The sequence below is a fragment of the Candidatus Flexicrinis affinis genome, from assembly GCA_016716525.1.
GTDB classification, from domain to species: domain Bacteria; phylum Chloroflexota; class Anaerolineae; order Aggregatilineales; family Phototrophicaceae; genus Flexicrinis; species Flexicrinis affinis.
This window is the reverse complement of the sequence record JADJWE010000004.1, coordinates 553,191-572,542: the sequence shown is the minus strand read 5'-3', so window position 1 is coordinate 572,542 and position 19,352 is coordinate 553,191. Positions and strand designations below refer to the sequence as shown.

Below are 19,352 nucleotides of genomic sequence, written 5' to 3'. Positions count from 1 at the left end.
GCTTCACCATCTGTTATATGCTGGCGATTGGGGAGCGATGCGAGGAAGACCATCGGGCTGCAGGAGAACCAGCCCACAGCCCGACGGTCTGGCTGCACGTTTATTGATCGGCCCAGAACTGATCGAGGATTTCCTGCTCGACCAGCGCAGCGTCGTTCAGCGCCTGACACGGGTCGACACCGGCAAGCCGGATGTTGTCGAAGGCATCGATCAGCACCTGGCGCTGGGCGGTCTCGTCGACGAAGAATGTCGCGTGCGAGTACGCAAGGCTGGCGGCAAACGGCCCAAGGATCGGATCTGCCAACAGCTCTTCATCGGCTGCCGCTTCCAACTGCGCGGGCAGCTCACCAGTGTATTCCACCCACGTCAACCCGGCTTCGGCCGTGGTGATGAACTTGAGGAAGCGCACCGCGGCGTCCATCCGGCGCTCATCGCCAGCCGCCCGGCGGGTGATGCCGTGCGTCCAGTACGACCCGAAGTTGTGCCGTTCACCATTGGGTCCAACCGGCAGTTCGGCCACGCCGTAGTTCAAGTCCGGATTGTTGTTTCTGATCGTCCCCAAACGGAAGGAACCGTCGATGTGGATGGCCGCCAGCCCGGTCACGAACGCGTTGGTCGCGTCTGTGAACAGGTCGTTGCTGCCGGTCTTGTACACCGTCTCGAAGTCCGACATGTACGTGAACGCTTCGCAGCCTTCCGGCGAATTCCACATTACCGACCGCAGGTCGTCGCTGTAGGGCACGCCGCCGTACTGGCGCAGCAGCACTTCGCGGAACCAGTGATGCCACTGGCCGGACAACTGCGGCGGGAAGCCTTCCTGCGCGATGTTCAGGATTTCGGTGCCGTTGCCGTCATAGATCGTCAGCGCCTGCGCCATCTCGACCAGCTCTTCGAGGGTCGTCGGCGGCTTTTCCGGGTCGAGGCCGGCGGCTTCGAACATGTCCTTATTCCAGAACAGCGCGAGGGTGCGAACCGCCGTCGGGATCGACCAGTACTGATCGAGGAACTTGGACTCGGCGACCATCGGCGAGAAGTAGCTCTCGATCCACTCTGCCGGGAAGTCTTCTTCAGGCAGCGGGACGAGATAGCCGGCATCGACAAACGCCGGGATCCAGCCATAGAACAGGGTCACCACGTCAGGGCCGACGCCGGCAGGCGCGGACGCCGCGATTTCGTCGCGGAAGTTGTCGTAGGCGATATCGCTGTTATGGATGACGCGCACATCCGGGTTGGCCGCCTCGAACTGCGCGATCAGGTCATCCATGGCCTCGATACGGCCGCCGAAGTTGTACTGCCAGTACTCGATTTCAATGACATCGTCCTGTAGGAACGCCTGCGAACTCATCAGCAGGACAAGGAGACAGGACAAGAGAAACACCGTGAATTTTGAACGTGACATCTCCAGACTCCTCACTACGAAAAAGAATCAGACAGACATTGACAGGCGGTCCTCGCAGACTGCCTGTTAAGCCCCAGCGTGAAGGTCGATCTTGAACAACCGCGCGGCATTCCCCCCGAAGATGAGCTGCTGCTGTTCGTGCGTCAGGTTCAGCTCCCGGCAGTCCCGGATCTGATCGTCAAGGTAGCGCACGGCGAACCCGCGCGGGAAGTAGCTGGAATCGCTGCCGAAGATGATGCGCTCTGCGCCGATCGTCTCCATGTACTTGCGGAACAGCTTCTTGGTCGTCCAGTCGCCGTCCACCCACGCGACCCACTGGTTCGACCCGGACGTGTCGATGCACACGTTGCGGCACGCCCAGCATAACTGCAGCGTTTCGCGGATCCACGCACAGCCGAAGTGCGGGACAACGAACGTCACATCGGGGAAGTCTTTGGCGACGTTGTGCAGCTTGAGCGGGTTGATGTTCTCGTGCCACGCGATGCCGCCACCGCCGCCCTGTATACCGAAGTGAACCAGTACCGGGATGTTGTACTCGGCGCAAACCTCCCAGACCGGATAGGCTGCCTCGTCCTCGATCGGCCGGTCCAGATTCGGGGCGAGCAGTTTGTAGCCCTTCATCCCTAGTTCGGTGATTGCCCGGCGCAGTTCGTCGGCCGCGTTCTCCGCGAACGGGTAATTGTGGGCAAAACCGATGAATTGGTCGGGGTTACGCTTGATGACCTGCCCGAGCGCATCGTTGCCGCCCCCCGTGACAAAACCGACTGCCCGCAGCCCGTAGCGATCGATCTCGGCCTGCCAGCGGTCGGCCTGTACGTCGTCATCGGGGAGGTCTCTTTCAGGCGGCTGGTAGCCCCACGCCGCACGCCAGTTGGCGCTGTAGGCGGCGGCCTGCTCTGCGATCAGTTTGGCGCGCCGTTCGCCGCGCCGCGCGATGTACTCGCTGCGCATGTCCGGCGCCATCCCCTCGAACCACGGTCTCCGTGTTGGAAAGTGGGTGTGAAAATCGATGACCTCAAGGCCGGAATACATAGGTCTATCCTTACTGTGAAAAACGATTAAGTTGAAAACCCTGCTGCCGATGTTCGGCCTGCATCGACTATAGTAGCGAAGGTTCGCCGTCGCCGCCATGAACCTAACCGAACCAAACACGGCGGAAGGCTGCCGTGCGAGGCTTATCAACCACATCAACCCTCTGCAGTGCGTATTGCCGCTGCGAGGTCATTCCAGAGATCGTCAGCATCCTCGATACCAACGCTGAGCCTTAACAGCGACGGAGGCAGATGTCCCTGTCCCGGAATCGCGGCTCGACGCTCCATAGTCGACTCAACCGCTCCGAGACTTGTCGCATGGTGGATGAGGCTAGTGCTTCGGCAGACCCTGTCGGCAAAGTCCGCCCCGCCACGTAGATCGAACGAAATGATCGTCCCGTAGCCCTTGAGCACACGTTTCGCAACAGCGTGGGTCGGGTGAGAGGGCAAGCCGGGATACCGAACACGAACCACTTGTGGGTGTGCCTCAAGGCGCTGAGCCAGCACCATCGCTGTTTGCTGTGCCCGATGCAAACGCAAGGCGAGCGTTCTGGCGCCCCGCACCGCAAGATACGACTCAAGAGTTCCGGGGGTTGCACCAGTCAGTTCTCGGGTCTTTTTGAGTGCGTGCCAAAGCGAATCATCTCTCGTGGTGGCGACGCCTGACAACAAGTCCGAATGACCACCGATGAACTTGGTTACAGATTGCAGCGACACCGAAGCGCCTAAGTTCAGCGGTTGCTGATTCAGGGGCGTTGCGAACGTGTTGTCCACAGCCATGATTGTTCCAGCCTTGCGTGGCGCCGCGCAAACTGCGGAAAGATCGGCGACCGTGAGCATCGGATTCGACGGCGACTCAAGCCAGACCAGATCCGCAGTTCCACACGCGCGAATCCAGCCATCTGTATCGTCCACGGCCACCCGCTGCACCGTCCAACGACCTCGTTCAGCGCCCGCTGCAGCAAGACCAGCAACGCCTTGGTAGCAGTCGTCCGGCAGAACGACAACGGCCCCCGCTGCAAGCTGATCGAAGATCGCAGCAATGGCGGCCATGCCTGAGGCGAACGCGATCGCTCTACCCCCTTCAAGACCGCCGACGATTTCTTCCAGAGCCTCCCATGTCGGTGTCCCATCATCTCGCGAGTACTCGCGCCCGCTGCCGATGATGAAACTAGATGCTGGAATCAGCGGTATGTTGAGTGGTTCGCCGGCCCCGAGAGAGCGACCTGCCGAGACAATCCACGAATCGGGCTTGATCCTAGGCGGAGTCTTATCCATTGCTTCTCCTGACTTTGGGTGCAATGTTGAGCGCGTGTCATCCCAAACATTCAGGTAGACTCTATCAGGTTCGCCTTCGCCTATCCAACCGATTCTATGGCCACCGCATAGCCAGCGTCGTTTGCGCGTTATGGAAAACCCATATACTGTGCTGCAATCGACAGTGCTGCTGACGGTGCTCCGCGCCTGCCGCCGCCGCGATAATGCGTCCTGTGTCTATAGTCGCCTCTGAAGGCAAAAGAGATTTTATGCATAATCGCGCCCGTCTTCGCATCCTGACCGTGCTGATCCCGCTGTTCGTCTTCGTATCGATCCTGCTTGTCTCGCCATCATCCGTCCAAGCGCAGGCGTTTGTCAGTCCGCTGCCCAGTATCATCGTTCCCGAACATCCAGCGGGCATCATCCCAATGCAGCGGTCGGACTTCTCGCTCAGCGGGTTTCAGACCGCTCCGCTGACCTTCGAGGTGCGGATCATCGATGCTACCAACGCACTCGTACCCGATGACTACTACGGCCCGAATACCTACTTCATGGTCGATATCACACTCCGGAATCCACGCGGTGAGGTGGTGCCCGGCGCAATCGACTCCATTCCGACACAGAACGGGATTGCCCGCTTCGAGGGCATCGTACTGCAAGTAGAGCCCGACGTTTACGAGGCAACGATTACGGTGCGCATCGTGTTTGCTGTCGACGGGCTAGGCTCGACGTTTCTCACGTTGGGCAGCACGTTCGGCGGCCAGTACATGATCGGCGTCCAACCCACGCCGACGCCGACGGCGACTGCGACGATCAATCCGAACGCGGGCACACCGAATTGGTTCCTGACTTATCAGGCAGGTCTGAACAACATCGCGACAGGGCTTGCCACAACCCCACAGCCAACCCAGTTCTGCCCGCCTAGCGACCCGTTCAACTGCAATTTCCCAACGCAAACCGCGACGTCCACACCCAACGCAACCGCGACGTCCGCGGCTACGTTGACGCCGGTGCCTACAGCCTTAGCGATACCTTCGGCCACATCGACGCCGGATGTCTCACCACCGGATACCATCTTCACCATCACATTCGATGAACGCGGCGGTACTGTTCAGAACGAGGTTTCAGGCCCGAGTGGCGACACTACGGACATCATCGACTTCGGGTTCGTGATCGGCGCGATCACCCAATCGACAACTTATACCGTAACCCTGACGTGCCCGGTCAACAACCTTGCCGCGGCAACTGTTGTCGCGACGGGTGCAACCATCGCGTGCGGGCGCAGCGGCACTGTTGCGGTCGATCCGGTCAACAGCGTGTTTCGTGTTGTCGTAACATCGCTCGCGGTGCGTGATCAAGTCCGGACACCATACGTGATGACCATCGCCCCGTCTCGTTAAGCAGCGCAAGAACAACCGGGGGCGCGAGGTAACGCCCCCGGTTTGCACCCTTATGGAATCACCGTCAGCAGCGCGTCGATGTCGGTGACCGTGAACGACGTGAAGATCGAATCCAGCAGCGCGAGGTCGGGCGTGAAGGCGCTCGCAGGCTGCGCCGCGAGATTGGCTTCCAACTGGCGCAGGTAGCGCGGATACAGCTCATCCGCCCTGCTGCCGTTGGTCGGGATTGTGCCGGCGGGCGGATTTGCCCAAAAGTCCTGCGCGGTGACGAAGAAGTTGCGGTCGGTCGTGAACCCGCGGTACAGATACTCGAACGAGTCGTCCTGATCGAACAGCACCCAGTCCTGCGCGAAATACGTCAGGAAGCGCATCCCGATGCCGTCTGCACCGGTCAGGTACGCGCCCGCCCCGCCAAACAGCGCCGCCGCGCCCGCAAGCGGAAGTTGGGGCATGCGGTTGCGCGCCGCATAATCCAGCAGATTCGGCTGTTCAGTCAGCAGCGTCTCCAGCTCAGAATAGCGGTACAGCTCATACACCGCGTCGATGATTTCATACGGGTAGATTTCGATGCTGCCGCGCACCCGGTCGATGTCCGGTTGGTAAAACTCGAACACCAGCGAGCTGGGCTGCGCGCTCATCACGTCGCCAAACAACCCGATCTCGGGTGTCATCGTGATGCGTTCAATGCCCAGCCCCGCCGGCACGGTAAACGCGACGCCGCCGGCCTCGACACGAATCGTCCCGTCCTCGGCGCGCTCACCCACCTCGACGGGCTCAGGCGCAAACGCCATCAGGAATGGCTCCCCGCCGTCCAGCGAACGCTCGACCGTCCAGCCGCGCAGGGTCATCGTCTGGATTTCGATCCACAAGTAACCGTCTGCACACGTCGCGCTCTGGTACATCACGCGGAACGGATCGCTCGGGCTGATCTTGCCGACTAGCGCGCCAGAGGTCGTGGGTTCGGCGCGCACGTTGTTCGAGTCGCCGGGCGTGACGACTCCGGCCGCACCCCACCCAACGAACATCGATGGCGGGCAGACCTCCGGGGTTGCGGCTTATGCCGATGTTCCGCCCACAATGCTCAGGATTACCATCAGTACGAGTACACAGCGGACCAACAACCTCATAACTCACACCCTCTCAGTTGCAAGGGCCGTCACAACGGCCAACCCGCAGGATTCTATGACGATCCAGATTTGGGCGCGAATCAATCAGGGCGGACCGCTGTCGATCCGCCCTGATTCGAGTGCTATTGTGTGCAGGTCTACCGCGCTAGTCGCCGCCGGCAGAGGCCGGGGCCGCCGCCTCGATTGGGTGTGGTTGAGGAGCGTCGAGCCGCGTACGCCGCGCGCCGGTCAGGTCGAACCGGATCGCCAGCGCGCCGCCGAACCGCAGCGCCGCACCCAGCACCAGCACCAGCCCGATGTCCACGCCGCCGTTGACCAGCACGCTCCCGGTCAGCGGACCGATGAACGAACCGATCGCCACGACCTGTTGATACACCGCCGACGCCTTCGGCATCGCGTAGGTCGGTACCTTTTCCATCAGCATCCGCAGCAAGCTCAGCGACGTGCCTGTCCAGCCCAGCCCCGTCAGAAAGCCGGCGATCAGCGCGAGCGGCAGGCTCCCGCCGAACACGATGATGATCGGAGCCAACGCCGTCAGGCCGAGCGTTATCGAGGCCGTACGGCGCGCACCGAACTTGTGCACCAACCGGTCGCCCATCATGCCCATCAGCGCACCGCCGGCCAGTTCGACAAGGCCGAAGAAGGCGATGAACGTCTCGTCGCCGCCCAGACGGTTGACGAGGAACAGCGGTACCATCGCGTTGATGCTGAGGAATGTCAGGAACGCGATCAGCATCGTGATGATCACGCTGCGGAAACCCGGCAGGTCGATCACACGCAGTGCTTTACCATTGGCCGCAGGCACCGCCGCGGGCGTCACATAGATCGGCCGCGTGTGCATCACGTACCATTGGCTGACGATACTCAGCAGGAATGCCGTGCCGAACATGACCTGATAGTTGATCGGGAACGGCAGCTTGCTGAGCAATGCGCCAAATGCCACCGCGCCGATGGCCACGCCGACGTTGAACCACGTCATGCGGCGGCTATTCAGGCGATCCCAGCGGTCGTCGCCAATCGACTCGCGCATGAAGGTCAGGAAGATCGCGCCGGCGATTCCTTGCGCGACCGCAGGCAGCGTGACGGCGACCAGCAAGTACGGCACTTGCCATTCGGCCGGGAAAAACGGCGTGAACAACGGCAGCAGGAAGATCAGGCGGAACCCCATGCCCGGCAGCGCCATTGCGTTCACGCTCGACGGGTACCGATTTCGCCACCACTGCGCCAACATGGTCGACAGGCCGAGCACCAGCCCGGGCAGCGCGACCATCAACCCCTGCGCCAACGGCGATGCTTCAAGGCGAATGGCGTACATCGACAGGAAGCGCGAGGTAGCGGCAACGGCCAACCCGAACCAGAAGATCTCGACCGTGAGGTGATGAGCGTTCTGTTCGACGAGAGAACGGGGGTGTGCAGAAGTGCGACGCAGCACGATAAGTTCCTTGCCCACAGGCAAAACACACGCCAGCATGACGCGCTGGCGCTCGATCTGCGCATACAATACACCCGTTTTCCCCCGCCACAATAGACCACTTTTGAGTGGACTCATCACGCCAAGCTGACGCCTGCCCGCCGCTGCGTTACACTGCTGTTATACGCTCCCCTGACGACGCCGGAGTACGCCTGATTCATGACGCTCGCCACCGTAGGCCTCGGCTCGAACCTCGACCCGGAACGCCGCCTCGCATTCGCGATCGAGCGCCTGCGCGCGCTGGGCACGCTGGTCGCCGTGTCTTCGACGATTCAAACCGCGCCGGTCGGCTATCTCGATCAGCCGGATTATCTCAACGCCGTCGCCCGTCTCGAAATCGACATGACGCCGGAGGACTTCAAGCAGTCGCTGTACGCCATAGAGCGCGAGGCGGGACGCGATCGGGTCCATCAGCTTACGCCGTACGGCCCGGTCGAACTCGACCTCGATCTCCTGCTGTGGGGCGATTCGGTGCTGACGTTCGGCAGCAAGCCGTGGCGCGTTCCGGCGCGCGGCATCCTCGAACACGCCTTCGTCGCGGTCCCACTGGCCGAGATCGCGCCCGACGAGCGCCACCCCGAAACCGGCGAGACCTACGCGCAAATCGCCGCACGCCTCGCGGCGTGCTAGATATCAGTGATCAGTGGTCAGTAGTCAGAGTGATCGTCGGTAGTACCGGTTGTGGGCATTCTGCACCTAACCACTGAATACTGACACCTGACTCCTGACCACTATCTGAGGACATCTCCCGTGCCGGCGTCGATCACCCGCTTGACGTCGGCGACCGACAGGCGGGCAATGTCACCGGGCTGACTGCGCTTGAGCGCAGCGCACGCATTACCCCAGCGCAGCGCCTCGGGAAGCGGCGCATTGTTGAGAAATGCGGTGAGAAAGCCGGCATCGAAGGCGTCGCCACTGCCGATACGCGAGACGGTGTGCGCGGGATAGGCAGGCTGCCGCCACATCGTGCCGTCGCGGTCGCGCGCCATCGCGCCGTCCGCGCCCAGCGTCATCACCCACACCGTTTGCGGGTAATACGCGCCGAGCGTGTCGAGCACGCGTTCCAGCGGCACCGAGTCCGACAAGTTGTAGATCAGGCGGGCGTCGCGCAGTGGGATGAAGGCGATATCGGCCACGCGCAGGAACGGTTCGATCCCGGTCTGGGCGTCGGCCGCGCTCCACAGCCGCGACCGGTAGTTGACGTCAAAACTCAGCCGCCAGTTCGATTCCTCGGCCTGCTTGAGCGCGTGAAGGGCGGTACCGTTGGCTGCATAGCTGAGCGCCGCCGTGATTCCAGTGAGGTGCAGCACGCGCGCTTGCTCGAACCCGAACAGCGCCTCGGGCAGGTCGGACGGGCGCATCTTGCTCGCCGCGCTGCCGGCGCGGTCGTATACGACGCGTGTCTGGCGCGGCGGGGCAGCGTCCTCGTAGTAGTACGTGCCGACCCGGTCGCGCGGCGTCCATGTGATGTGGCTCGTATCCACACCGAACCCGTTCAGGGTATCGGCGATCAGCTTGCCGAGCGGGTTGTCGGTCAGCCGCGTCAGGTAGGCAACGCTCAAGCCTAAGCCGGCCAGTCCGGCAGCCGTGTTGGCTTCGCTGCCGCCCACCTCGACCTCGAAGATATCGGCTTTGTCCAACGGCTTGTAACGCGGCGGGGTCAACCGCAGCAGGGGCTCACCCAACGTCACAACGTCATAGTGCATGGGCGTATCCTCGCAGAACGGCACGCCTACAGTGTAACGCACTGCCGCGATGGTCACACAGCCGGTCGCGGCGGCCCTTGCGGGAGCGACTGCGCACGCCGATAATGCGCGCCATGCACGCCGACACGATCCGCACCCTCAACCAAATCAATGCCGAATTCTACGCGACAGTCGCCGCCGATTTCGACGAAACGCGCGGCACGCCGTGGCCCGGCTGGAAGTCGCTGCTGCCCTACTGCGCTGCCGTCAAGAGCGTGCTGGATGCCGGCTGTGGCAACGGGCGCTTCGGGCTGTTCCTCGCCGAGTCACTCGACCGGCCGATCCGCTACCACGGCGTCGACTTCAGCGAGTCGCTGCTCGATGTCGCGCGGTCGGCACTGGAAGCCGAACCACGCTTGACCGTTCGCCTCACCGCGCGCGACATGATCGAACACGGCATGGTCCCCGGCCTGTACGATCTAGTCGGCGCGTTCGGCTTGATGCACCACATCCCCGGTCGCGAATACCGGCGTATGTTCATCCGCCAGTTGGCGGGGCTGGTCGCGCCCGGCGGCGTCTTGACCGTCGCGTTCTGGCGCTTCCTTGACAGCGACCGCCTGCGCAAGCGCGTTCAACCGTGGCCGCAAGAGCTGGCGGCACAGGTCGAACAGAACGACTATCTGCTCGATTGGCGGCGTGGCACGCAAGCCGTGCGTTACTGCCACTATCATACCGACGCCGAGATCGACCATCTGGTGACAGCCAGCGACTTGCGCGAGTGCACGCGGTACCGCGCCGACGGTCAAGACGGCAGCCTAAACACCTATGTGGTGCTGACGCGCGACTAAGCTGATTGCGCCGTCACGAGGCCCGGCAGGATTGGCCTGACGCGTGTTCCCACCTAAAGCACGCTGATTCAGGCCATCCACAGGCTGCCGGTTGCGCGCCACGACGTGATGCGTTTGCGCTGTGTCTGCGCACGACCGGGCTTATCATCGACACGGCGATTGGCCGGCTGACGGTACACGCCGGTTATAATCCGGTCAGCGATGGGCAACGCGCACGCAGCTTATGACGCGTTCCCCGCGCACCGTTGAGCGTATGGAATAGCCGGTCTTATGGGAATTGCAGCCGATATCGTCATTGTCGTCATCGTCGCGATGCTGGGCGCGCTGATCGCGCAGCGCCTGAAGCAGCCCCTCATCCTCGGCTACATTCTCGGTGGTCTGCTGGTCAGTCCGTACACCGGCATCTTCACGATCAGCAGCGTCCATGACATCGAATTGTTGGCCGAGCTAGGGGTGGGCCTGCTGCTGTTCGCGCTCGGGCTGGAGTTCTCGCTGCGGGATTTGCAGCCCGTCCGCCGAGTTGCCCTGATCGGCACGCCGATTCAGATGCTGCTGACGATCGCGTTCGGCACGCTGATCGGCCGGGGTATCGGCTTGGATTGGATCGAGTCGATCTGGTTGGGCGGGTTGATCTCGGTCTCCAGCACGATGGTGATTCTCAAAACGCTGATGGCGCGCGGACTTCTCGGCACGCTGTCGAGCCGTGTGATGATCGGCATCCTGATCGTGCAGGATCTGGCGATCATCCCGCTGATATTTATCCTGCCGGAACTCAGCGATCTGTCGGCGGGGCTGCCGGCGCTGTTGGGCGCTATCTTCAAGGCTGCCGTGTTCATGCTGGGTATGGTTGTTGTCGGAACGCGAGCCATGCCGCTGCTGATGCGTATGATCGCGCAGTGGAACTCGCGCGAGCTGTTCCTGTTAGCTGTCACGACGCTCGGGTTGGGCATCGGCTACGTGTCGTATGTGTTTGGCCTGTCGTTCGCGTTCGGCGCCTTCGTCGCAGGCATCGTACTGAGCGAATCGGACTACAGCCAGCAGGCGCTGGGGGATATCACGCCGCTGCGTGATCTGTTCGGCCTTGTGTTCTTCGTATCCGTCGGTATGCTGCTCGACCCTGCCTACCTGTTCGATAACTTGTCGACCGTGCTTCTGCTCGTCGGCCTCGTTACGGTGGGCAAGATGCTGATCTTCAGCTTGCTCGTCCGCGTATTCGGGTATGGCAAAATCATCCCGATTGCCGTTGGACTGACGATGTTTCAGATCGGAGAGTTCTCCTTCGTTCTGGCACGCGTCGGGCTAACCACGCAGTCGATCTCTCAGGATCTGTACTCGCTGGTCTTGACGGCCACGATCATCACGATGGTGCTTACGCCTCTGCTGCCCCGCCTCGCGGAGCCGATTTACCGCATCTGGCGCCGCCGGTTCCATTCGGAAGCGCTCGTGACGGTCAATCTGCCAAGCGGCGGTCTACATGATCACATCGTCATCGCCGGTGGCGGGCGAACCGGATACTACGTCGCAAAAGTTCTGCAGCGTATGCAGCTTCCGTTTGTCGTCATCGAATTGGATCAGCGCCGCGTGGACCAGTGCAAGCTGGATGGCATGCCGGTGATCTACGGCGATGCCAGTCAGGAAACCGTGCTGCATACGGCCAGCGTCCATAGCGCCAAGCTGCTGCTGATCACACTCCCCGCGCTGGTGACCACGACATCTGTTGTCGTTCGCGTCCGCCAAATCCAGCCCCAACTCGACATTGTGGCACGGGTCGAAAATGTCGAACTGCTGCACGTCCTCCATAGGCACGGTGTGTTTGAGGTCGTTCAGCCGGAATTTGAGGCTGGTCTCGAAATCGTCCGGCAGGCGCTCCTGCACTTTGATGTCCCTAACGAGCGAATCAGCCACTTCACGGATGAAATCCGGCACGAGCTGTACGCGCCGCTGCGCGACAGCACCTGACCTTGAGTCCGACCTGCTCCGCTGCGCTGTTCGGTCGAACTGCCGGACACCTTCAGTTCGCACAACAGGTTCTATGGTAAAATGCACAATAATCCGACCGAGGTGAGTGCGAACCGGAAAGCCTGCCGAAATGAGCGAATCCCGTCGTCCATTCAAACGATTCACGCCTGAAGACGACCGTATCTGGTCGATGCTTTGGGACCATCAAATCGCCAACTGCCACCGCTACGCCTGCCGTTTGTGGCTCGAAGGCTTGGAGACGCTCGGGTTGCAGCGCGAGCGCATCCCCGATTTCGACGCGCTCAGCCATCGCCTGCAAGACCTCGTGGGCTGGGAACTGGTCAGCACCGATGTGGTGTACAGCGACGGCCAGTCGTGGTTCGAACACCTCGCCCGCCGGCAGTTTCTCGTCACCGAGTACATCCGCAGCGAAGAAGAGCTGCTCTATACCCCGCTGCCGGACATCTGGCACGATACCTTCGGCCACCTGCCGCTGATGGCCGACAGGCAGTATGCCGACTACATCGAGCAGTTTGCGCATATCGCCCTGCGCTACACGCCCGAGCAGCGCAAATCGCTCGGCTCGTTGTGGTGGTACACGATTGAGTTCGGCTTCCTGATCGAAGACGGCGCGATGAAAGCCCTCGGTGCCGGCCTGATGTCCTCGCCCGGCGAGCTTGAGCACGCCCTCAGCGACGCCGTCGAAAAGGTACCGTTCAGCATCGAGGCGTTTGAAGGCGTCAGCCCCAGCCCGCACCAGATGCACAAGACGTTGTTCATCCTCGACTCGATCGAACAACTCGAGACGTCCGCGCCGCTGTGGGTCGAGTATCACGACACCCTGCCAGCTCAACACCGTTAAGGGACTTGGGGCGCTGCCCCAACCCCCGCCAGAAGGCTTTCGCCCTCTGGACTCCCATACCCGCGAAAACGGCACGCATGCGTGCCGTTTTCGCCGTATAAGGGGTCAAGGGGTGCAAACCCCTTGTGAAGGTGCGGAGGCGAAGCCTCTGCACGTCTTGCCGGCGTTAAAGCGCGACCGGTGGCGGGGACCAGTTCCAGGCATAGACGATCGTCACGACGTTGAAGACCAGCCCGACGACGATCAGGAAGCGGTCATAAAGGCCCGGGTAGCCCATCACGCTGACGACGTTGAGCAGGAACAGCCCTGCCGCGGCGATGATCGTCAGCCAGCGGATAACGTCGTAGGGTACGACCAGCGACAGTACGAGCATAAAAATCGGGATCAGCATCAGCAGCGCGGCCCCCATCCACATCGCCTGCGTCGCCTTCCCGCCAGACATCTCGCCGGCCTTGAAATCGCCGGCGAAAATGCGCAGCACGTCACCGAGCAGATACGTCAACATCAGCGCGATCCACATCGCCGATAAGATGATGCGTTCTTGTTCCATGGTCCGTTCTCCTAGTCATGCGCAATCGTGATGACAAGCTTGCCGCGTGCGCGGCCGGTCGCGTAGTGTGCAAGTGCGGCTTGTGCCTCGGCCAGTGGGTAGCACTGCTCGATCACCGGTCTGACGGCGCCCGAAGCGATCATCGCGCCAAGCTCCGCCAGATCCTTGTTTGGCTTGAGAATAAGGGATTGCAGCGTCTTTCCCGAGCGGGATAGCAGCGGCCCAAGCAGCATCGCCGTGAAGATCTGGCGCAGCGTGCCGCCGGTCGACACGTAGCGACCACCCGGCGCCAAAGCGCGCCGAAAATCGAAGATCGAACGGTAGCCCACGGTCGCCACAATCAGGTCGTACGTCTGACCACTCTTTGCGAAGTCGTCGCGCGTGTAGTCGATCACGTCATCGGCCCCGATCGAGCGTACCAGCGCCGCGTTGCGCGCGCTGCATACGGCGGTCACGTGAGCGCCGAGATGCTTGGCGATCTGCACCGCAAACGTGCCGATACCGCCCGACGCCCCGACGATCAGGACGCGCTGGCCGGCTTCGATATGTCCCACGTCCCGCAATCCTTGCAGCGCGACCAGCCCCGCCTCAGGCGCGGATGCAGCATCCTCGAACGAGACCCCGGCAGGGATCAACGCAAGCGCCGTCTCCGGCACGGCGACGAACTCCGCAAGCGTGCCGTACCCGGCATCGGCCGTGTCGCCGAAGACCGCATCGCCCGGCTTGAAGCGCGTGACGTTCGCGCCAACGGCCTCGACACGCCCGGCCACGTCGTTGCCGGGAATGTGATACTTCGGCTTTGTCACGCCACCCGTCATTGCGCGCACGATGAACGGCTTTCCGGTGACCAGCGCGACGGTGTTGTAGTTCACCGACGTGGCGTGGACTTTGACAAGCACTTGATCGGCGTTGGGCGTAGGCGTTTCGACCTCGCGCACACGCACCGCATCGGGTGCGCTGAAGCGCTCCACGTAAATCGCTTTCATGACATTTCTCCTTAGACTGACGAATCTGATGTCGGTGAGATGGCGGGCGCTGCCTCAACGGCAGCGGCTGCTTAAGGCGTCCGTGGACTTCGCCACAGCGCGACGAGCTTGCTGCCACGGGAGATCAGCGTGCCGACGGCGCCGACGATGACGAAGAGTTCGGGCAGGGCGTTGAGCACGGGCGTCGTCGCGATGCCCGGTTCGCCGCGACCAACCGGTCGAACAGCGGTGTGGTGAGCACGAAGTACAAGCATATCGAGCCGAACACTTCCAGCGCTGTTTCGAGCGCCCATAGGCGATAGTCCCACCGATTGCGCCGCAGTACGACGAGGTGCAGCGCGATCATCGCGATGCCGTTCAGGAGCAGCAGCACGCCCCATACCGTCGGAAACGGGATGACATCGCCTGGATCGCTCAGGTTGAACTGAAGCGTCAGGCCCCCGACCGCGAGGAAGTAGACCAGCATCAGTGTGACGATGACACCGAGCGCGATCCCGAACGCGAATTCGAATCGGGAGACCGCGGCGGGGTCGTCGATGCGTGGCAGCGCCACCGGATCGAAAGGCGCGGGCGGCAGTCGCGGCGCATGCGCCGCGCGCTCGATCATGGCGAAGACCTGCACGACCGCCGCGCTCAGGAACACCCCGGCCTGCACGGCGGAGAGCCCCGCGTCGAGGAGCGCGCGAGGCACGTCAACGGGTGCTGCCGCGGTCAGTGCGCCGAAGATCGACAGGAAGAACACGACCGGCGGCAAGACGACCCATCCATACTGCAGCACCGTGATCATAGTCGGGTAGAATGCCGGCCCCACCAAATAGCGATCCTCGGCGTAGCGCGCGGCGAGCACGCGCGGATCGCCCAGCTCGCGCAGCACCGCGGCAACCTCGTCGTCTGACGGCATCCCGCAGTAGCGGTCTTCGAGCTGGTCGCGGATCTGCGAGCGAAGTTCGGCCTCGATGTCCGCGCGCTGCTTTGGAGACAGGTAACGCCCGACCTGATGAACGTAACGGTCGACCAGATCAGTCATTGTGAGTTTCTCCCAAGATTCGGCGCATCACGGCGGCTGTCGCAAACCATTCGGCGGTGAGCGTTTCCAGAACGGCCCGCCCCGACTCGCTGATGCGGTAGTACTTGCGGGGTCGCGCCTCGCTGGTATCCCAGTCGCTTGCGAGCAAGCCCTGCTGTTCAAGCCGACGCAGCAAGGGGTACAGTGTCCCTTCCTCGATATCCAGCCCGCGCTCGGCGAGGCGCTGGATCAAGCTGTAGCCGTAACTGGCCGTCTCAAGCTGGGCGAGCACCGCGAGCACGAGCACCCCGCGTCGCAGCTCAAGCCTGAGCTTGTCGATCTGATCGTCCATTTCCGGCATACACTGTGCGTCCTACAATACTGTGCATCACACAGCATAAGGATACTGTGCGATACACAGCATGTCAAGGAGGTAGTTTTCAGGAGAGATAGGTTTCAGGAGTCAGGAATCAGATTTCGGATGACGCGTGCGGGTCCGGCACTACGCTGGCATGCATGTACGTGAGGAGCGGGCGTGACGCGGATTTCACCCGATCCAGGCCAAGTCAACGTCGCAGTTTGGTAGGGACGACATACATGGCGTCCGCCCATACCCGCCCACTTCAACCCGCGCTTCAGTCTCTGACCACTGACAACTGACGACTGAGAACTTCTTTACAGCGCCTGCTGGGAGATGATGTACGTGGCCGTGGCCGGGTTCGTCGCCAAGGGGACGTTGTGCGCATTGCAGATGCGCAGCAGCGATTGGATGTCGGGGTCGTGGGGATGCTTGCCGAGCGGGTCGATGAAGAAGAACACCGCGGCGATCTTACCCTCGGCGACCTTGGCCGCGATCTGCGCGTCGCCGCCAACCGGGCCGGACAGCATGCGCTCGACCTCGAGGTTGGCCGAGTCGCTCAGCAGCTTGCCGGTGGTACTAGTCGCGACGAGATGATATCGCCTGAGGATGTCGTGATGTTTGAGCGCGAAGGCGATCATATCTGCCTTCTTGCCGTCGTGGGCGATCAACGCGAGAGTCTTGGGGGCATCGGTCATGGATAAAGGTTCCGTCAGCGCGGCACGCCCCCGATTGTACCGCGCTGCCCCATGGGCTCAAGCACGAGGCTAGATCGTGGCCGTTTCGCGCTCCGGCTTGTCGTCGCCGTCGAACTCGTCCAACAGGATTCTTCCGCGCCGGGCGATGAAGTCCGCAACGAACTTGATGTGTGCACGCAGCGGCCATGGCCGGCCGACAGCACGTGTTTGGCGGTGCAGCAGCGCATTCCTCAAATCGTCCGCGGTCCGCCCCTTGAAATGCGTGATTGCGGTTCCTACTGCGCTCAGCGAATGGGCGTCGCTGCCGCCGGTCATGCCGAGGCCGAGCAGGCGGGCAACGCACGCGGCGACTGCATTGCTGCCGGGAAGTATGACGCTGCCGTTGAAGGTCTCCAGCCCATCCAGCCCCGCGTGCAGCAAGTACGCGGGATCGCGCCGGTAGACGCGTGCCGCGCGCCGTGTGTCGCCCATCTGCGTGAAGAACGGGTGCGCCAGAATCGCGACACCGTTCTGCTCGTGGATCGCCGCGGCGGTCTCCGCCATCGACAGACCGGAAGGCACGGGCTCGGTCACCCACAGCGCCAGCATGTGCCCCTCGGCCGTGCTAACCTCGACGCCCGGCACGATGTCGAACGGGTAGCGGTCGCGCCGGTCGAACGCCCATACGCTGGCGTCGAGCCGGTCATGGTCGGTAATGGCGATCACGTCGAGAGTGCCTGCCTTGGCGACATGATCGAGCAGCTCGCGCACGTTCATCGAGCCATCTGACGCAGATGTGTGGATGTGCAGATCGGCACGACCCATCGGTTGATTCGTCAAGAGACACCCTCGGTTTGTGTCAACGGACTGAAGCCTAGCGGACTGTGATAAACGGATGGTTAAGCGTAGATGCCAATCGTGCGAAAGTTCGACAGGCAGTTACCCGGCTAGAGAGCAGAAGAGCTTAACGGCACAGCGCCGAAGTGGCAAGCGGAACCTGACACAGGTTGCCGACTTTTGAGCTGATTTGTGCGCGGTACAATAGCCGTCACGGTTTAACCACGACGCGGAGGAAACCCCATGGAATACGTCCGGCTAGGCAAAACCGGTATGAAGGTCTCACGCATCTGCCTCGGTATGATGACCTACGGCGACCCGAACTGGCGCAAGTGGATCCTCGGCATCGACGAGGCCCGGCCGATCGTCACACGCGCTGCCGAGGCCGGCGTCAACTTCTACGACACGGCCGATATGTACTCGGTCGGCGTCAGCGAGGAGGTCACCGGCACGTTGATGCGCGAGCTGTTCCCCAACCGCGACGAGGTCGTGGTCGCCACGAAGGTGTACAACGCGATGGGCCCCGGCCCGAACCAACGCGGCCTCTCGCGCAAGCACATCATGGACAGCATCGACGCCAGCCTGCGCCGCCTGCGTATGGACTACGTCGATCTCTACCAGATTCACCGCTGGGACTACGACACGCCGATCGAAGAGACGCTCGACGCGCTCAACGATGTCGTGCGAGCAGGCAAAGCGCGTTATATCGGCGCGAGCAGCATGTACGCGTGGCAGTTCATGCAGGCGATGGCGATCAGCGAGCGAAACGGCTGGGCCAAGTTCGTGTCGATGCAGAACCACTACAACCTCATCTACCGCGAGGAAGAGCGCGAGATGATCCCGCTTTGCATCGATCAGGGGATCGGCGTCATCCCGTGGAGTCCGTTGGCGCGCGGGTTCCTCGCCGGTAACCGCACGCGTGACAAGGGCGGCGCGACGACCCGCTCGACTACCGACGATTACGCGCACAATATGTACTTCGAAGACGCCGACTTCGGCGTGCTGGACGCGGTGCTGGCGGTGGCGGACCGGTACGGCGTGAAACCGGCGCAGATCGCGCTGGCGTGGATGCTGCACAAGCCCGGCATCCACAGCCCGATCATCGGCGCCAGCAAAATCCATCAACTTGACGAGCTGATCGCGGCGCTAGACGTCAAGCTGACCGCCGAGGACATCGCTGAACTCGAGGCGCCATACGTGCCGCATCCGGTACTGGGGCACGGCTGATCGCGTGCCGCTTCCCAGCATCATCCTGATCGGTCCGAGCAAGGCCGGCAAGACCACCCTCGCTCAGGCGCTGGCCGAGGCCATGGGCTGGCCTTGGCTCGATCTCGACAAGCTGCGTTGGGGTTACTACGCCGAGATCGGCTACGATCCGGGACTCGCCGACGCGCACCGCCAGCATGGCGGTATTGTCGAACTGGCCCAGTACTGGCGGCCGTTCGACGTGTACGGCGTCGAGCGCGTGCTGCAAGATTACCCGACCGACCACGTGATCGCGTTCGGCGCAGGGCACTCGTACTATAACGATCCGGCGCTTTTCGAGCGCGCCAAGATCGCGCTTTTGCCGTTTCCGCACGTGATTCTGCTGCTGCCGTCGCCGGATGTTGAGGTATCCGCCGCGGAACTCGAACGCCGCCTGCGCGAGTCCGAGCCGGACATGGCAGAAACGTCGATCCGCGGGATCATGGCAATGAACCGTACGTTCCTCACGCACCCATCCAACGCACTGCTGGCGACACGGACGGTCTACACGCTCGACAAGTCGATCGACGAAATGGTGCAGGAACTGCTGTACGGGCGCGAATAGCGCTATTCCCCTCGCCCCTTTAGCCTATGGCATAAGGGGCGAGGGGGATTGCATGTGGGGTGACGCCTGCGACGAAGTAGCGGGCGGAG

General features: G+C 62.3%; 19 protein-coding genes. 7 read left to right on the top strand and 12 right to left on the bottom strand.

All coding sequences use genetic code 11. The features are described from left to right. Positions 1-100: 100 nt before the first annotated feature. From IPM16_14940 to IPM16_14930, 3 genes are all read right to left on the bottom strand, one after another. Entirely contained in the window at positions 101-1,399 is a 1,299-nt protein-coding gene (locus IPM16_14940) for an extracellular solute-binding protein (GenBank protein MBK9124399.1), read from the bottom strand. 66 nt (positions 1,400-1,465) lie between these two features. Then, positions 1,466-2,431, bottom strand: coding sequence for an amidohydrolase (locus IPM16_14935; protein ID MBK9124398.1), 966 nt, complete (start codon positions 2,429-2,431; stop codon positions 1,466-1,468). A 155-nt stretch (positions 2,432-2,586) separates the two neighbouring features. Continuing rightward, entirely contained in the window at positions 2,587-3,708 is a 1,122-nt protein-coding gene (locus IPM16_14930) for a PLP-dependent transferase (GenBank protein ID MBK9124397.1), read from the bottom strand. Positions 3,709-3,956: 248 nt separating this feature from the next. On the opposite strand from IPM16_14930, the gene IPM16_14925 reads away from it, so the two are divergent. Next, a complete protein-coding gene (locus IPM16_14925; protein MBK9124396.1) occupies positions 3,957-5,087 on the top strand; it encodes a hypothetical protein in 1,131 nt (376 codons plus the stop codon). A gap of 50 nt (positions 5,088-5,137) precedes the next feature. On the opposite strand, the gene IPM16_14920 is transcribed toward IPM16_14925, so the two are convergent. Further along, positions 5,138-6,112 (bottom strand): hypothetical protein, encoded by a 975-nt coding sequence (locus IPM16_14920; protein MBK9124395.1) that lies wholly within the window; start codon positions 6,110-6,112, stop codon positions 5,138-5,140. A gap of 247 nt (positions 6,113-6,359) precedes the next feature. Then, complete coding sequence (locus tag IPM16_14915; GenBank protein MBK9124394.1) at positions 6,360-7,646, bottom strand: MFS transporter; 1,287 nt, start codon at positions 7,644-7,646, stop codon at positions 6,360-6,362. Positions 7,647-7,844: 198 nt separating this feature from the next. On the opposite strand from IPM16_14915, the gene folK reads away from it, so the two are divergent. After that, on the top strand, positions 7,845-8,315 hold the full coding sequence (gene folK / locus IPM16_14910) for a 2-amino-4-hydroxy-6-hydroxymethyldihydropteridine diphosphokinase (protein ID MBK9124393.1): 471 nt from the start codon (positions 7,845-7,847) through the stop codon (positions 8,313-8,315). Positions 8,316-8,416: 101 nt separating this feature from the next. On the opposite strand, the gene IPM16_14905 is transcribed toward folK, so the two are convergent. Further along, positions 8,417-9,391, bottom strand: coding sequence for a sugar kinase (locus IPM16_14905; GenBank protein MBK9124392.1), 975 nt, complete (start codon positions 9,389-9,391; stop codon positions 8,417-8,419). Positions 9,392-9,495: 104 nt separating this feature from the next. On the opposite strand from IPM16_14905, the gene IPM16_14900 reads away from it, so the two are divergent. The 3 genes from IPM16_14900 to IPM16_14890 all read left to right on the top strand — a co-directional run bounded on the left by IPM16_14900 (position 9,496) and on the right by IPM16_14890 (position 13,039). Then, the gene (locus IPM16_14900; protein MBK9124391.1) at positions 9,496-10,218 is read left to right on the top strand and encodes a class I SAM-dependent methyltransferase; all 723 of its coding nucleotides are present in this window, start codon (positions 9,496-9,498) and stop codon (positions 10,216-10,218) included. 270 nt (positions 10,219-10,488) lie between these two features. After that, positions 10,489-12,177: a cation:proton antiporter gene (locus tag IPM16_14895; GenBank protein MBK9124390.1), complete on the top strand. Its 1,689-nt coding sequence runs from the start codon at positions 10,489-10,491 to the stop codon at positions 12,175-12,177. A gap of 130 nt (positions 12,178-12,307) precedes the next feature. After that, entirely contained in the window at positions 12,308-13,039 is a 732-nt protein-coding gene (locus IPM16_14890) for an amino acid hydroxylase (protein MBK9124389.1), read from the top strand. Between the two features lie 166 nt (positions 13,040-13,205). Here IPM16_14890 and IPM16_14885 read toward each other — a convergent pair whose 3' ends face one another. The 6 genes from IPM16_14885 to IPM16_14860 all read right to left on the bottom strand — a co-directional run bounded on the left by IPM16_14885 (position 13,206) and on the right by IPM16_14860 (position 17,441). Then, the gene (locus IPM16_14885) at positions 13,206-13,589 is read right to left on the bottom strand and encodes a hypothetical protein (protein ID MBK9124388.1); all 384 of its coding nucleotides are present in this window, start codon (positions 13,587-13,589) and stop codon (positions 13,206-13,208) included. Between the two features lie 11 nt (positions 13,590-13,600). Further along, positions 13,601-14,575: an NAD(P)-dependent alcohol dehydrogenase gene (locus IPM16_14880; GenBank protein ID MBK9124387.1), complete on the bottom strand. Its 975-nt coding sequence runs from the start codon at positions 14,573-14,575 to the stop codon at positions 13,601-13,603. Between the two features lie 124 nt (positions 14,576-14,699). Beyond that, positions 14,700-15,602, bottom strand: a complete 903-nt coding sequence (locus tag IPM16_14875) for a hypothetical protein (GenBank protein MBK9124386.1) — start codon at positions 15,600-15,602, stop codon at positions 14,700-14,702. Next, positions 15,595-15,933, bottom strand: a complete 339-nt coding sequence (locus IPM16_14870) for a helix-turn-helix transcriptional regulator (GenBank protein ID MBK9124385.1) — start codon at positions 15,931-15,933, stop codon at positions 15,595-15,597. The genes IPM16_14875 and IPM16_14870 overlap by 8 nt, the downstream gene beginning before the upstream one ends. Before the next feature lie 323 nt (positions 15,934-16,256). Continuing rightward, positions 16,257-16,637, bottom strand: a complete 381-nt coding sequence (locus tag IPM16_14865; protein ID MBK9124384.1) for a methylglyoxal synthase — start codon at positions 16,635-16,637, stop codon at positions 16,257-16,259. A gap of 69 nt (positions 16,638-16,706) precedes the next feature. After that, positions 16,707-17,441, bottom strand: coding sequence for a PHP domain-containing protein (locus IPM16_14860; protein ID MBK9124383.1), 735 nt, complete (start codon positions 17,439-17,441; stop codon positions 16,707-16,709). A gap of 255 nt (positions 17,442-17,696) precedes the next feature. On the opposite strand from IPM16_14860, the gene IPM16_14855 reads away from it, so the two are divergent. Further along, positions 17,697-18,680 carry an aldo/keto reductase gene (locus IPM16_14855; protein MBK9124382.1) on the top strand — a complete coding sequence of 328 codons (984 nt, stop codon included), beginning with the start codon at positions 17,697-17,699 and terminating at the stop codon, positions 18,678-18,680. Between the two features lie 4 nt (positions 18,681-18,684). Next, positions 18,685-19,263 carry a shikimate kinase gene (locus IPM16_14850; protein ID MBK9124381.1) on the top strand — a complete coding sequence of 193 codons (579 nt, stop codon included), beginning with the start codon at positions 18,685-18,687 and terminating at the stop codon, positions 19,261-19,263. The last annotated feature ends 89 nt before the right edge of the window (positions 19,264-19,352 follow it).